Here is a 14,047-nt window from a genome sequence, read left to right as displayed (position 1 = left end):
GGGCTGCGCGGTCTTTGCTCGCGCACCTTTGCCGGGCGGGCCGGGGGCTCAGCCCCAGCCCTCCCCCGCGCGGCCCCGCTTGGTCTGGCTGCGCTGCTTCTTCTCGCGCAGCCGCCGCTCGTTGATCCCCCGCGGGATCTTCGTGGCGCGGCGGGGCCGGGGCGGCGGCGCGGTGGCCTCGGCGAGCAGCGAGGCGAGGCGGGTGGCCGCCATCTCGCGGTTGCGCCACTGGGAACGGTGCTCGGATGCCCGCACGCTGACGACGCCGCCGACGAGACGGCTCGCGAGCCGCTCAAGGGCGCGTTCCTTCCACACCGGAGGCAGCGCTTCCGTGCCGGCCAGGTCGAAGCGCAGCTCCACCTGCGAATCGCTGGTGTTGACGTGCTGACCGCCCGGCCCGGAGGACCTGGAGAAGCGCCACATGAGCTCGGCCTCGGGCAGACAGACGGAGCCGCGGATGACATAGGGACCGGACATGAGTCCTATGGTCCCGCGTCTGTCCGGTCCACGTCACCCGTATTTACGGCGCGCCCCGCTTGTGACGGGAGGGGCGCAAGAGACGAGTAAAGAAAGTAAAAGGACCTGGAACCTCTGGGACCCCGGTCGACGTTCATAGGGGTGACGGTAGCTTCGTCCCCAGTACGAAGCCCGTTCGTACGCAACGAGGGAAGGGACTCCCAACAATGGCAGTAAGCCTGTCCAAGGGTGGCAACGTCTCGCTCACCAAGGAGGCTCCGGGCCTGACCGCCGTCACCGTGGGCCTCGGCTGGGACGTCCGTACCACCACTGGCACCGACTTCGACCTGGACGCCTCGGCCATCGCGGTGAACCCGCAGGGCAAGGTCTTCTCGGACCAGCACTTCGTCTTCTTCAACAACAAGGCGACGCCGGACCAGACCATCGTGCACACCGGTGACAACGTCACGGGTGAGGGCGAGGGCGACGACGAGCAGATCAACGTCAACCTGGCCGGCCTCCCGGCCGACGTCGACAAGATCGTCTTCCCGGTCTCGATCTACGACGCGGAGAACCGCTCGCAGAACTTCGGCCAGGTGCGCAACGCCTTCATCCGCATCCTCAACCAGGCCGGCGGCGCGGAGATCGCCCGCTATGACCTGAGCGAGGACGCCGCCACCGAGACCGCCATGGTCTTCGGCGAGCTGTACCGCAGCGGCGCGGAGTGGAAGTTCCGCGCGGTGGGCCAGGGCTACGCGTCCGGCCTCGTCGGCATCGCGCAGGACTTCGGCGTCAACGTCTGAGGTTCACAGCCACTGAGGTTCACAGCCACGTTCACGAGGGCCCCCGGCGGAGTCTCCGCCGGGGGCCCTCGTGTGTCCGGCGCCCCCGTCGACCGGCCCTCCGGTCATTGCTTCCACGCGGCGGCGGCACCAGGATCGGCAGCACCACCCACCACTTGAGGGAGTGTGAGGGCCATGGCGACCGTGGTGCTGGTCGGGACGCTCGACACCAAAGGCGCGGAGTACGCCTGGCTGCGCGAGCGGCTCAGGGAGTACGGCAGCGACACCCTGCTCGTCGACACCGGCATACTGCCCCCGCCCGCCCAGGCCCCCGCCCCCGACGTCACGGCCGACACCGTGGCCCGCGCGGCCGGGCACGACTTGGCGAAGCTGCGCACCGCAGGCGAACGGGGTGCGGCCGTCGCCGCGATGGCGGACGGCGTGACCGAGGTGGTCCTCGACCTGCACCGGAAGGGCAAGCTGCACGCGGTGCTCGCCGCAGGGGGCAGCGGCGGCTCGTCGATCGCCGCGCAGGCGATGCGCGCGCTGCCGATCGGGGTGCCGAAGGTGCTGGTCAGCACGATGGCGGGCGGTGATGTGGCGCCGTACGTCGGCAGCAGCGACATCACGCTCATGTACAGCGTCGTGGACATCTCCGGCATCAACGCGGTCTCCCGGCAGGTACTCGGCAACGCGGCGGCGGCCGCCGCGGGCATGGCACGCCGCTTCGAGCGCAACCACGACGAACTGGCGGGCCAGGGCCGCAAGGTGGTCGCCGCGACGATGTTCGGCGTGACGACGCCCGCGATCGACGCGGCCCGCGCCCGCCTCGACCAACTCGGTTACGAGGTGCTCGTCTTCCACGCGACGGGCGCGGGCGGCCGGGCGGTGGAGAAGCTGGCCTCCGACGGCCTCCTGGACGGCGTACTGGACCTGACGACCACCGAGCTGGCCGACGAACTGGTCGGCGGCGTCCTGTCCGCGGGCCCCGAGCGCCTCACCGCGGCGGGCCGCGCGGGCATCCCGCAGGTGGTCGCCCCCGGCGCCCTCGACATGGTCAACTTCGGCCCCGCACCGACGGTCCCGCCCCGCTTCGCGGACCGCACGCTCCTCGTGCACAACCCCACGGTCACGCTGATGCGCACGACGGCCGACGAGATGGCCGCGCTCGGCACCACCCTGGGCCACAAGCTCGCCGCCGCGCGCGGCCCCGTCGAGTTCTTCTGGCCGCTGCGCGGGGTCTCGGCGGTGGACGTCGAGGGCGGTCCTTTCGAGGACCCGGCGGCGGACGCGGCCGGGCTGAGCGCGCTGCGGACGACGGTGCGGGGCAGCGGCGTACGGCTCCATGAAGTGGACGCGCACATCAACGACGCGGAGTTCGCGGTGGCGATGGCGGACCGCCTGGACGAACTGATCGCCGCACGCGCGCTGAAGCGGACGCCGTGACCCACGACCCGCCGTGACCCACGCGTCGCCGTGCCGCACGACTTCACCCGAGGAGAAGCTGATGACACAGATCACCCGCAAGGAAGCACTGGCTCGCCTCAACTCCCAGGTGGCGAAGGGCAGTCCGGTGATCGGAGCGGGAGCGGGCACGGGCCTGTCCGCCAAGTGCGCCGAGGAGGGCGGCGTGGACCTCCTGATCATCTACAACTCGGGCCGCTACCGCATGGCGGGCCGCGGCTCCCTCGCGGGACTGCTCCCGTACGGCGACGCGAACGCCATCGTGGTGGACATGGCCAGAGAGGTGCTCCCGGTGGTGAAGGACACCCCGGTCCTCGCCGGGGTCTGCGGCACCGACCCGTTCCGGGACATGGGCCGCTTCCTGGACGAGCTGAAGGGGATGGGCTTCACGGGCGTACAGAACTTCCCGACGGTCGGCCTGTACGACGGCACGTTCCGCACCAACCTCGAGGAGACGGGCATGGGGTACGGCCTGGAGGTCGACATGATCCGCGAGGCCCACGCCCGCGACCTCCTGACGACCCCGTACGTCTTCGACCCCGACCAGGCGGCGGACATGGCACGGGCGGGCGCGGACGTCCTGGTCCCCCACGTGGGCCTGACGACGAAGGGCGCGATCGGCGCGGGCACGGCCCTGACCCTCGACCAGGCGGCGACGGCGGTCCAGGAGATGCACGACGCGGCCAAGCGCGTGAACCCCGACATCCTGGTCCTGTGCCACGGCGGCCCCATCGCGGAGCCGGAGGACGCGGCCCACGTCCTGTCGCGCACCACGGGAATCGTCGGCTTCTTCGGCGCCTCGTCGATCGAACGCCTCCCCACGGAGCGCGCGATCGTGGACCAGACGCGGGCCTTCAAATCCCTGGCGGCACACGGCGAATCCCCGAAGCCGCACGGCTGAACACGGCTAACCTGCGCCGCATGATCCTCGAACCGCTCACCTCCGCGGAGGACGGCGCACTCCCCGGTGAGCTGCTCACCGAGCTCACCGCCCTGTACGCGTCGAACCGCGCCTTCCACGCCCTCTCCGGGGACTTCCCCGACCCGGACGACATCCGGCCCGAACAGGTCGCCGCCGCGCTCGCGGACGAGCTGGCCGAGCCGGCGGCCCAGGTGCTCCTCGCGCGGTCGAAGGGGCGGGTCGTCGGGGTCGGCATCACGCTGGACCGGCACCCCGACCCCGCCGACCCCGATCCATGGATCGGCCTGCTCATGGTCGACGCGGATCAGCAACGCCGTGGATACGGGCGGGAGTTGGCGGGCCTGATCGAGGAGCGCTTCCGGCAGGACGGGCGGACAGGGGTGCGGCTCGCCGTCCTGGACGGGAACGAGGCCGGGCTGGCCTTCTGGGGCTCGCTCGGCTACGAGGTCATCGGCCACCGGCGCGACCTCGCCGCGGACCGCCCCTGCTCCGTGCTCCGCAAGCCGCTGCCGTGACGCCTCACGGGCGCTCCGGCTTCCCGTCCCCGTACAGCCACGGGCCCCAGATCGCCCGCACCTTCTCGCGCGCCGCTTCGCCGCCCGCGTGCTTCTCCACGTACCGCGTGAAGTCCTCGGTGTCCGCGTTGCCGTGGCGGTGCGCCTTCGTCCAGCCCTGCACGATGTCGTAGAAGGTGTCGTCGCCCACCGCCTGGCGGATCTTGTGGATGACCATGCCGCCGCGCTCGTACACCGGACTGTCCGAGATGTTCGCGGCGGACGGCGGCTTCGCGGGCGGGAAGGCCCAGATGGCGTCGTTGTCCTCTTTGTCCTCGTAGTAGTCACCGGCGTAGATCTGGTCGAAGGTCTCCTGCACGCTGTCGCCGTCGTGGTCCTCCTCCCAGAGCCACTCGGCGTACGTGGCGAAGCCTTCGTTGAGCCACATGTCCTGCCAGGACTTGGGCGTCACGGAGTTCCCGAACCACTGGTGCGCCAGCTCGTGGACGACCAGTCCGGTGTCGGGGGCGCCGGGGAAGGTGGGGCGCGTCTGGGTCTCCAGGGCGTACCCCGCGTCCCCCTCGCGGGCGACGATCGCGCCGGTCGACGAGAAGGGGTAGGGGCCGAAGTTCAGCTCCTGCCACTCCATGATCTCGGGGATGCGGCCGAGCGCCTTCGCGCTGTCCTTGGCCTCGGATGGCTCCACCGCCGTGAGCACCGGGATGCCGGACTTCGTCGTCGACTTCTTCACCTCGTACGGCCCGATGGCGACGGTCGCCAGATAGCTCGCCATCGGCTCCGCGCTGTGCCAGGCGAAGGTGGTGCGGCCGTTCTTGGTCGACTCGCGCGTCAACTCGCCGTTGGAGATGGCCTTCAGGCCCTTGGGGACGGTGACGCGTATGTCGTACGAGGCCTTGTCCGAGGGGTGGTTGTTGGAGGGGAACCAGGCCATGGAGCCCGTCGGCTCGCCAAGGGCCAGGGAGCCTTCCTTCGTCCGCAGCCAGCCCTCCTTGGAGTCGTCCGGGTCGGTGATGGTCTCCGGGTCGCCGGAGTAGCGGACGGCCGTGCGGAACGTCTCGCCCTTGTCGAGGTCGTCCGGCGGGCGGATCGTCAGCTCCTGCCCGTCACGGTGGAAGGAGGCGTCCTTCCCCTCGACGGTCACGCTCTTCACGTCCAGACCCTTGAGGTCGAGGTTGAAGGCGCTCAGGTCCTGGGTGGCGCGCGCCGTGACCTCCGCCGTGCCGGTGAGGCGGCGCGCGTCGGGGTCGTACCCGAGGGTCAGGTCGTAGTGCGCGACGTCGTAGCCGCCGTTGCCCAGTTTCGGGAAGTACGGGTCACGCAGGCCGTCGGCTCCGGGTGTGCCGTGCACTCCGGAGCCGCTGCAGGCGGTGAGGGCGAGGGCGGTGAGGGCGGCGACGGATGTGCCGCGGAGCGCCGTGGATCGTGGGTGCACGCCTGTGATCTTATGCGGCATATGTTCGGTGGGGCCGCGTCGGCTTCCGGCTTCACCCGGGGGCGGCCTGCGGCAGGGCGGGCCAGTAGTGGTCGGTGAAGAGCCGGGCGACCAGCTCGCCCCTGCTGGAGACGCGGGCCTTGGTGAAGACGGTCTTGAGGTGGTCGCGGACCGTGTGCGGGGAGATGAACAGCGTCGCGGCGATCTCGGCGGTGGTCATCCCGCGCGCGACGAGCTGGGTGATCTGGAGCTCCCGCGAGGTCAGGCCGTAGGCGTCGGCGACCAGGACCGCCAGGTCGGCGGGGGTCGCGGGCTCGACGACGAGGGCCACGGGGCCCGGCCTTCCGCCGGGCCCGGTGAGGCAGGAGGCGTGGCAGACGAGCCAGCGGCCCTCGGTGGTCCTGATGCGCACACGGGCGTTGCCGGAGTGGTCGCGGCCCTCGGCGACGGCCCGCGCCTGGAAGGCCGTGCCGATGACCCAGATGGGCAGCTTCAGGCCCAGCGGCGAGGGGAAGGACGGCCCGTCCGGCAGCAGAGCGAGGTGCTGCCGCGCCTCGTCGTTGACGGACATGGCCTCGCCGGACGGGTCGAAGAGGATCAGGCCGGGCGCGGGGGCGTCCGTGCGGGGCGCGGCTTCGGGCGGCCGGGCGAACTCCCGGAGGCGGGCGGCCAGCGGCCCTGACAGGTCGGCGAGCAGCGCGATCTCGTCGGGGCGGAACGCTTCGGTGGCGTGGGGCGCGTCGGTGGAGTGGGAGCCGTCGGTGGCCCGGAGCGCTTCGGAGGTGCGGAACAGGCTCACCAGCCCCCAGGGGCGACCGCCGGTCCGCAGTACGGCGCGCAGCTCGTCGTGGACTCCCTGGCCGAGCAACAGGCGCCGGAAGCGGGCACTGCGGGCGGGCAGACCGCCGGTGGCGGCGCGCAGCCCGGCAGCCGGTACGGCCGCGCGGGCCAGCTCGCGGAACGGCAGGACGTTCTCCTCCAGGAGCTCGCTCTCCCAGTAGGCGTAACAGCCGTCCCCCGAGCCGAGGTTCTCCACCAGCATCGGCGCCGTGATCAGGCCGGTCTCCGGGTCGGCGGCCGTCCACACGGCGGAGTGGAACGGCACGCGGCGCCGCAGAGCGGCCGAGGCCCGGCCGAACAACTCCCCCGCGTTCGCGGCCCGTTCGGCGGCCGAAAGCACCGCACGGCGTGGATCGGTCATGCGCATCCCCTCCGCGGGTCAGCCTGCCCTGTCCTTCGCACGGCACCAACCCCCCGTTTGAGGGGGTCGCCCCGGGCCGGTCGCCCGCGGGCGGGGGATGGGGCTCTGCGGCCGCGTTGACGAAGGTCGATGACACACGGCCTGACGACTCACGGCCGACGCAGAGGGACACAGAGGGACGCAGAGGGAGAGGGCGCACATGGACATCGCGATCGTCGGAGGAGGCGCGGCAGCGGTCGGCCTGCTGGACGCACTGGCCGCACCGGCTGCCACGGAGGGCGGGACCGGCACGATCACCGTTTTTGAGCCGTCGCCACGGCTGTGGCGCGGCCGGGCGTACGGCCCGGACCTCGACTCGGTGCTTGTGAACGCCCCGCCCGCCATCATGTCGATCCGAAGCGGCGACTTCGGCCACTACGCGGCCTGGCTGGGAGAGCGGGGCGCCGCCCACCTGGACGAGCTCCTGGGCCAGCCGCTGGTCCCGCGGGCGCTCTACGGCGAGTATCTGGAGCACACCGCGGAGAAGGCGATGGCGGCCCTGGCCGAACAGGGCAGGCCCGTACGCGTCGTGGCCGCCCGCGTGACCGGGGCCGCCCGCTCCGGGGCACATCTCGTGCTGCGTACGCATGACGGGCAGGAGCACAGGGCCACCCACGCGGCGCTGTGCGTGGGCGGCGGAGCGCCACCGGACCTCCATGGCCTCGCAGGCACCCCGGGTTTCACGGCCGATCCGTATCCGCTGGCGGACACGCTCGACCGCGTGCCCGTCGGGAGCGGTGTCGCGATCATCGGCAGCGGCCTGACCGCCGTGGACGTCGTTGTGTCACTGGCCGCGCGCGGGCACACGGGGCGGATCACGCTCCTCTCGCGCGGCGGGGCGCTGCCGCACGTCTGGCAGCGCCCGGACGACCTGCGCCCCCGGCACATGACCACCGACCGCGTGGCCGAGCTGCACAGGGCGCGGGGCGGCATCACCCTCGACGACCTCACCGGGCTTCTGCGCGCGGAACTGGCGGACGCCGGTGAGGACTTCGACGACCTCAGGGCCGACCTCGCCGGCGCCGCGTCCGAGGACCCGGTCCAGCGGCTCCGGCGGCAGCTCGCCGCGGTCGACGACCCCCGGACCGGCCGCCGCCTGCTTCAGCAGACGGCGCACACCGTCGGCCCGTACGCATGGCGGCTGCTGCCGGAGACCGACCGCGCGTGGCTGCGCCGTCACCTCCGCACGGCCGCCGGCGTGGCCTCGCCGATGATTCCGCGGAACGCGACCGTCCTGTTGCGGCTCCTGGATTCGGGCCAGCTCACCGTCGCCCGCGGACTCCGGTCGATCGAGCCCGCGGACGGCGGACGATTCCGGGTGCGAGTTCGGGACGACGGCGGCGAACGCACCGCGCAGACAGTCGTCAACGCCGTGAACCCGCCGCCGCAGGCGGTCCCTGCCGCCGCCGGGCCCCTGGTCCGGTCCCTGGTGGAGACCGGCCTGGCCACGCTCCACCCGGCAGGCGGGCTGATACCTGCCGACCCGCGCGTGCATGTGGTCGGAGACCTGACCGGCGGGGGCTCGTTCATCACGTCGAGCGTCCCCGGCATCGCGGCCCAGGCGTCCCGCACGGCCCAGGCACTCCGTACGTAGGAGCGCACTTGGGCCTGTAGCAGGAGCACCTGGGCCTGTGGACAGGCGCGGAAGGCCTAGAGGACGGTGATGCCCAACGGGCGTTCCCCTGCCGGGAGTCGACGCGTGTCGCCGCTCTCCAGGTCGATGACGGTGATCCCGTTCCAGAACCCGTCGCGGGTGAAGCCGCCGGAGACGTAGGCGGTGCCGCCGTCCTTGGAGACGGCGACGTCCTCGTGCGGGCCTTCGAGCGGGAAGACCTTCTCCTCGCCGTCCTTCGTACGCATGGTCAGCGAGGGCCCCTTGTCCTCCGCGGGATCGATGGGTCCCGTGCCGACCGCGAACAAGGTGCCGTCCTCGGTGATCTGCGCGCCGTGCTGATGGGTGTTGGCCGTCATCGGCTCGATGTCGGACTCACCGGTGCGCGGATCGACCACGACGAGCTTCTCTCCCTCGAAGGGGAACAGGAGCTTGCCGTCCGAGGGGCGTACGGCGGCGTAGTGCGGCTTGAGCCAGGAGCCGAGGCCGCCTTCGGTGCCGTAGGGGGCGACTTCGATGCGGCGGGGCTTCAGGGAGTCGGCGCGTACGACGGTGACGTCGAAGGAGTCGTGGTTGGTCGCGTAGACCTCGCGGCCGTCCTTCGAGACGTCCACGTCGAAGGGGCGCCGGCCCACCGGAACGGTGTCGGTGACCTCGCGCTTCTTGGTGTCGATGACCTCCAACGTGCCCTTTCCGTCAGGGACGTTGACCCCCACATAGACGTGCTCGCCGTCCGGGGCGAGGGCGATGCCCATGCCGCCGCCGCGGTACTCGCCGGTCGTCGCCGGGCCGCTGTCCGTCTCGTACGGGATGCGGTCGACGCGTTCGCGGGTGCCGGTGTCGACGACCGCGACGGCGTCGGCGGTGGCGACCCAGGCGCGGCCGTCATCGCCCACGGTGATCCCGTAGGGGGCGGTGCCGACCTTCACGGAGCCGATGGGCCCGCGCTCGGGGTCGACGAACGTGACGGTGTCGGATCCGAAGTCGGCGACCAGGAGGGTGCCTTCGGGGGTGCGCTGCGAGGCGGGGAGGGTGGACGTGGCGGCGGCGGGCTCGGGCTCTTCGGACGGGGCCGACCCGTCGCCGCCGGCACCGCAGCCCGCGAGGGCGGCGGCGCCCAGGAGGGCCACGACGACCGTCCGGGACGCCTTCACGAGGCAGCGCCGCTCAACAGCGCGGCGATCTCCGCGAACCCACGGCGCTCGGCGTGCGCGAGGGGCGTGACGCCGTCCCGGTCGGCGAGGCCGGGCGTGGCGCCCGCGGCGAGCAGCAGCTCCACGATCTCTTGATGCGCGCGGCCGCCGTCGCCGAGGATCACGGCCTCCAACAGGGCGGTCCAGCCGAGGTCGTTGACGTGGTCGACGTCGATGTCCGTGACGCGCAGGACTTCCCGTACGTACGCGACATGTCCGCGCTCCGAGGCCGGGATCACGGAGATCCCGCCGAAGCGGTTGCGCAGCTTCAGGTCGGGCCCCGCGGGAAGCAGGACGTGCAGCATGGCGACGCTGCCGGTCACGCCGGTGGCGAGCCAGGGGCTGTCGGCGCGGTGGTCCTGCGCGTCGACGTCGGCGCCCGCGGCCACCAGGACCCGGGCGGCCTCCACGTGGTCGCCGAGTGCGGCGAGCAGCAGGGGCGTGCGCAGCTCGGTGTCGCGGGCGTCGACGCGGGCGCCCGCGTCGAGGGCCGCCCTCACACCGGCGGTGTTCCCGGCCCGTGCGGCGTCGAGCAGCCGCTGGTCGTCAGCGGTCCTTGTCATGATCGTTCTCCTCGTCGTCGTACGGACCGGGAACAGCCTCGGCATGATGAGATCCGGCGGCTTCGGCAGCTCAGCGTCTCGGCTTCAGCGGCTCAGCGGCTCAGCGGCTTCAGCGGCCGAGCGCCGCGACGCCCGCCTTCGCGAACTTCTCGTCCAGGTCGCCGGACGGGGCGCCCGCGACACCGATGCCCGCGATGGGCGCGCCCTTGGCGGTCACCGGCGCACCGCCCGCGAGGAACAGGGTGCCGGGGATGTCCTTCAGGTTCGGCGTCTTCTCCAGGTTCTTGGCCAGCTCGGAGGTGGGCGCGTTCCAGGAGACGGCGGTGTAGGCCTTCTTCTCGGCGGACTCGTACGACTGCGGGCCCGCGCCGTCGCCGCGCAGCGTGACGATGGTGTTGCCGTTGCGGTCGACCACGGCGACCGTGACGCGCTGGTTCTCCTTCTCGGCGGCGTCGAGGGTGGCCTGGGCGGCCTTGGTCGCGGCGTCGATGTTCAGGTGCGTCGACTGCGTGAGGTTCTTGTTGCCCGCGTCGGCGGTGACGGCGGCCTTCGCGGCGGCGGCCGGGGCCTCGGCGCTGGCGGAGACGGCGCCGAAGGTGCCGGCGCCGAGGACGGCGGCGGTCGCGGCGATGGTCAGGACACGGGTGCGGCGGGAGATCTTCTTCATCGGGGGCTCCTTGAGATGAGGCGGGGATCGGGAGGGAGGGAGGTTGTTTCCTCTGCCATCGATCCTCCGGCCATTTCCGGTCCGAACCCCTCGGCGTACCGGCTGGGAGCCGCGCGCGACTCGGCCGACACCAGGGTCAACCGATCGGTTGACCCTCCCGTGGCCCCACCGGGTCACAATGAGGGTGTTTGCCCAGTTCAGCGACCGCGTGACGGCATTACGAGAGGAGGCGCCCAGTGGACAAGGAACACGGACACGGACAGGGACAACACGGTCACGGACAGGGTCAGGGGCAGGGTCAGCGCCCGCCCGGCCCGGCCCCCCGGACGCCGGACCCGGACGCCCGCTGGCTCGCGGCCGTCATGCACACGGCGTTCTACCTGCTCCTGGGCGCCTCGCTGGCCCGCTTCCTGCTGCGCCACCCCGGCGGCGCGCGCGTCCCGTGGATCATCGCGCTCTCCGTGGTCCTTGCCGTCCTCTACGCCCTGCCGCTGCTGGGGAACCGTTCCGCGCCCCGGCCTCCCGGCGGCCCGGCACCCGGCACCCGCCGCACCCCACGCCGCCTTGCCTGGCTCGCCCTGGTCGTCGCGGTCTGGCTGGTCCTCGTGATCCTCGCGCCGAGCTTCGGATGGTGCGCGGTGCCGCTCTTCTTCACCGGGATGCGTACGCTGCCACCGCGCGCGGCCCTGGTCCTTGTGGCCGTCCTGACCGGCTGCGTCATCGCGTCACAGCTGCGGCTCGCGGGCCGCTACGACCCCGACCTGATCCTCGGGCCGCCCGCCGTTTCGGCGATCGCGACGGCCGTCTTCGCCTACATGCAGCGCCAGGCGGCCCGCCAGCGCGAACTGATCGACGACCTCATCCGCACCCGCCGCGAACTGGCCGCCACCGAGCGCCGCGAAGGCACCCTCGCCGAACGCCAGCGCATCTCCATGGAGATCCACGACACCCTCGCCCAGGGCCTGTCCAGCCAGCAGATGCTGCTCCAGGCCGCCGACCGCGTCTGGGACACGGACCCGGCCAAGGCCCGCACCCATGTCCGTACGGCCGAGTCGATCACCGAACGCGGCCTGGCCGAGGCACGCCGCTTCGTGCACGACCTGGCGCCCGCCGACCTCGCCGACGGCGGCGGCGTCGACGAGGCGCTGCGGACGCTGGCCGCGCGCACCGCGCAGGACGCGGGCCTCACGGTCCGCTTCCACTCCGAGGGCACCCCCGCCCCGCTCCCCGACCAGACGCAGTCCGCGCTCCTGCGCATCGCGCAGGGCGCCCTCGCCAACGTGACGGAGCACGCCTTTGCGACGACGGCGGCGCTGACGCTCACGCACCTGGACGACCAGGTGGTGCTCGACGTCGCGGACGACGGCCGCGGCTTCACGCCGGCGCAGCAGCCGCCCGCATCGGACCGGCGGGGGCACGGCCTGCCCGCGATCCGCGCCCGTGCGCGGCAGCTCGGCGGCACACTGACGATCGAGTCGGCACCGGGCGAGGGCACGGTCCTCTCGGTCTCGATCCCGCTGACCCCCCAGGAGTCCCCATGACGCCCCCCGCACCCCCGGTCCGCCTCCTGGTCTGCGACGACCACATCGTCGTACGCGCCGGACTGCTCGCCCTGCTCGGCAGCGCGCCGGACATCGAGGTGGTCGGCGAGGCGGGCACGGGCGAGGAGGCGATCGCCCTTGCCGCGAAGCTGACCCCGGACGTGGTCCTGATGGACCTGCAGCTGGGCGAGGGAATGGACGGCGTAGAGGCAACGCGCCACATCACGTCATCCGCCACGCCCCGCCCACCCCACGTCCTGGTCCTGACCACATACGACACGGACGCCGACATCACCCGCGCCATCGAGGCGGGCGCGACGGGCTACCTCCTGAAGGCCGAACGCCCCGAGGAGCTCTTCGCCGCGATCCACGCCGCCGCGCAGGGCCGCACCACGCTCTCCCCGCCGGTCGCGTCCCGCGTGATGGCCCGCATGCGCAAGCCGCTGCCCACGCTGACCGACCGCGAGCTCGACATCCTCGCGCAGCTCTCCCACGGGCTCGGGAACCGCGACATCGCCCGCGCGCTGTTCATCAGCGAGGCCACGGTCAAGACGCACCTGGGCCGCATCTACGACAAGCTCGGCGTGGACACGAGGGCGGGAGCGGTGGCGGTGGCAAAGGAACAACGCCTGCTGCCGTGAGCAGCGCGGTCGTCCCCCTCACGGGCCATGACACCATCAACCACGTGCTCGACATCGGCTACGCCCTCTCCCACCGCTTTCCCGACCCCCCGCAGTTCGACTACCGCCGCGCGGACGTCCACGCGCTGCGGCACGACCTGTTCTGCGGGGACGTGTATCTCGCGGACACGAAGGCGGACCGGGAGCTGTCCACAGCCTGGGGATGGGTTCCCGTCCTCGACTTCGCGTGGGCGCTGTGCGACATCGTCGAGCTCGTGGACCAGGATCCCCGGGGGAGCCGGGCCTCCCGCCCTCAGTACGCGGAGCTCGACTTCACGGAGTCGACGGACCGCATGCTGTTCACGCGGCGGTTCGGCTGGGTGGACATCGAGGCGGACTGGATGCGGGCGGAGGACCCCCCGCTGACCTTCTCCCACTCCGAACTCCGCCGCGAGGCACGGGACTTCCTCCAGGACCTCCTGGCGGACCTCACGGACCTCCACGAGACCCTTGCAGACAACCCGGCGATCTGGACCCTCCAGTCCCGCTACCCCCGCCTCCCGGCGTAGCCCTGCGGGGCTCGGCCCCCCGCAGCGCTCAGCAACCGAACAAGCCTTTCCCGCCCACCCACCCGATTGCCCCGCGGTGACAAGGGGTGGGTGGGGGGGCCGCGTGGTGGGTGGGTGACCGACAGAGACGGGGGTGGGTGGGGAGCGTCGTCACGCCCCCTCAGCCAGGGAGGTCGGCCCACACGCACCCGCAGCCGGGAACGCTCGCGAGGGGACGTGCCGGTATGTCCGCCCGGAGCACGGCTCCCAGCACTCCCCCGCCGAAGCAACCCCACGGCCACCGGACGATAGCGAGGACGGACATACCGGCACGGCCCCGCCCCCAAGGCCAAGTGGCACCGCAGCACAAATGCGCCCGCAGTCGGCAACGCACCCAAGGGGACGTGCCGGTATGTCCGCCCGGAGCACGGCTCCCAGCACTCCCCCACCGAAGCAACCCCACGGCCACCGGACGATAGCGAGGACGGACAT

14 protein-coding genes are annotated in these 14,047 nt (G+C 72.3%); 8 read left to right on the top strand and 6 right to left on the bottom strand.

The window, feature by feature from the left end:
• Positions 1-48: 48 nt before the first annotated feature.
• Positions 49-486, bottom strand: coding sequence for an alternative ribosome rescue aminoacyl-tRNA hydrolase ArfB (gene arfB / locus ABZ833_RS43525; RefSeq protein ID WP_361059176.1), 438 nt, complete (start codon positions 484-486; stop codon positions 49-51).
• 197 nt (positions 487-683) lie between these two features.
• Here arfB and ABZ833_RS43520 point away from each other — a divergent pair, with 197 nt between their 5' ends.
• The 4 genes from ABZ833_RS43520 to ABZ833_RS43505 all read left to right on the top strand — a co-directional run bounded on the left by ABZ833_RS43520 (position 684) and on the right by ABZ833_RS43505 (position 4,139).
• The gene (locus ABZ833_RS43520) at positions 684-1,259 is read left to right on the top strand and encodes a TerD family protein (protein WP_361059097.1); all 576 of its coding nucleotides are present in this window, start codon (positions 684-686) and stop codon (positions 1,257-1,259) included.
• A 174-nt stretch (positions 1,260-1,433) separates the two neighbouring features.
• Positions 1,434-2,684, top strand: a complete 1,251-nt coding sequence (locus tag ABZ833_RS43515; protein ID WP_361059095.1) for a Tm-1-like ATP-binding domain-containing protein — start codon at positions 1,434-1,436, stop codon at positions 2,682-2,684.
• A gap of 61 nt (positions 2,685-2,745) precedes the next feature.
• Positions 2,746-3,603, top strand: coding sequence for a phosphoenolpyruvate hydrolase family protein (locus ABZ833_RS43510; RefSeq protein ID WP_361059093.1), 858 nt, complete (start codon positions 2,746-2,748; stop codon positions 3,601-3,603).
• A 20-nt stretch (positions 3,604-3,623) separates the two neighbouring features.
• Positions 3,624-4,139 carry a GNAT family N-acetyltransferase gene (locus ABZ833_RS43505; RefSeq protein ID WP_361059091.1) on the top strand — a complete coding sequence of 172 codons (516 nt, stop codon included), beginning with the start codon at positions 3,624-3,626 and terminating at the stop codon, positions 4,137-4,139.
• Positions 4,140-4,143: 4 nt separating this feature from the next.
• Here ABZ833_RS43505 and ABZ833_RS43500 read toward each other — a convergent pair whose 3' ends face one another.
• Together ABZ833_RS43500 and ABZ833_RS43495 are read right to left on the bottom strand one after the other, a co-directional pair.
• Positions 4,144-5,571, bottom strand: a complete 1,428-nt coding sequence (locus ABZ833_RS43500) for a M1 family metallopeptidase (protein WP_361059089.1) — start codon at positions 5,569-5,571, stop codon at positions 4,144-4,146.
• Positions 5,572-5,623: 52 nt separating this feature from the next.
• The gene (locus tag ABZ833_RS43495; protein WP_361059087.1) at positions 5,624-6,772 is read right to left on the bottom strand and encodes a helix-turn-helix transcriptional regulator; all 1,149 of its coding nucleotides are present in this window, start codon (positions 6,770-6,772) and stop codon (positions 5,624-5,626) included.
• 199 nt (positions 6,773-6,971) lie between these two features.
• On the opposite strand from ABZ833_RS43495, the gene ABZ833_RS43490 reads away from it, so the two are divergent.
• The gene (locus ABZ833_RS43490; RefSeq protein WP_361059085.1) at positions 6,972-8,405 is read left to right on the top strand and encodes an FAD/NAD(P)-binding protein; all 1,434 of its coding nucleotides are present in this window, start codon (positions 6,972-6,974) and stop codon (positions 8,403-8,405) included.
• A gap of 56 nt (positions 8,406-8,461) precedes the next feature.
• On the opposite strand, the gene ABZ833_RS43485 is transcribed toward ABZ833_RS43490, so the two are convergent.
• The 3 genes from ABZ833_RS43485 to ABZ833_RS43475 all read right to left on the bottom strand — a co-directional run bounded on the left by ABZ833_RS43485 (position 8,462) and on the right by ABZ833_RS43475 (position 10,846).
• Positions 8,462-9,577 (bottom strand): hypothetical protein, encoded by a 1,116-nt coding sequence (locus ABZ833_RS43485; RefSeq protein ID WP_361059083.1) that lies wholly within the window; start codon positions 9,575-9,577, stop codon positions 8,462-8,464.
• Positions 9,574-10,179: an ankyrin repeat domain-containing protein gene (locus ABZ833_RS43480; RefSeq protein WP_361059081.1), complete on the bottom strand. Its 606-nt coding sequence runs from the start codon at positions 10,177-10,179 to the stop codon at positions 9,574-9,576. Before ABZ833_RS43480 ends, ABZ833_RS43485 begins: the two co-directional genes overlap by 4 nt.
• Positions 10,180-10,288: 109 nt before the next feature.
• A complete protein-coding gene (locus ABZ833_RS43475) occupies positions 10,289-10,846 on the bottom strand; it encodes a heme-binding protein (protein WP_361059079.1) in 558 nt (185 codons plus the stop codon).
• Positions 10,847-11,082: 236 nt separating this feature from the next.
• On the opposite strand from ABZ833_RS43475, the gene ABZ833_RS43470 reads away from it, so the two are divergent.
• From ABZ833_RS43470 to ABZ833_RS43460, 3 genes are read left to right on the top strand one after another with little or no spacing between them, the layout of a single operon-like run.
• Positions 11,083-12,387 (top strand): sensor histidine kinase, encoded by a 1,305-nt coding sequence (locus tag ABZ833_RS43470; protein ID WP_361059077.1) that lies wholly within the window; start codon positions 11,083-11,085, stop codon positions 12,385-12,387.
• Complete coding sequence (locus ABZ833_RS43465) at positions 12,384-13,028, top strand: response regulator transcription factor (RefSeq protein WP_361059075.1); 645 nt, start codon at positions 12,384-12,386, stop codon at positions 13,026-13,028. The genes ABZ833_RS43470 and ABZ833_RS43465 overlap by 4 nt, the downstream gene beginning before the upstream one ends.
• A 44-nt stretch (positions 13,029-13,072) precedes the next feature.
• Positions 13,073-13,576, top strand: coding sequence for a hypothetical protein (locus tag ABZ833_RS43460; RefSeq protein ID WP_361059175.1), 504 nt, complete (start codon positions 13,073-13,075; stop codon positions 13,574-13,576).
• The last annotated feature ends 471 nt before the right edge of the window (positions 13,577-14,047 follow it).

It is taken from the genome of Streptomyces sp. NPDC047525, assembly GCF_040643025.1.
Taxonomy (GTDB): Bacteria; Actinomycetota; Actinomycetes; order Streptomycetales; family Streptomycetaceae; genus Streptomyces; species Streptomyces durmitorensis.
The sequence above is the reverse complement of the archived record's forward strand: the minus strand, read 5'-3'. Positions and strand labels throughout refer to the sequence as shown.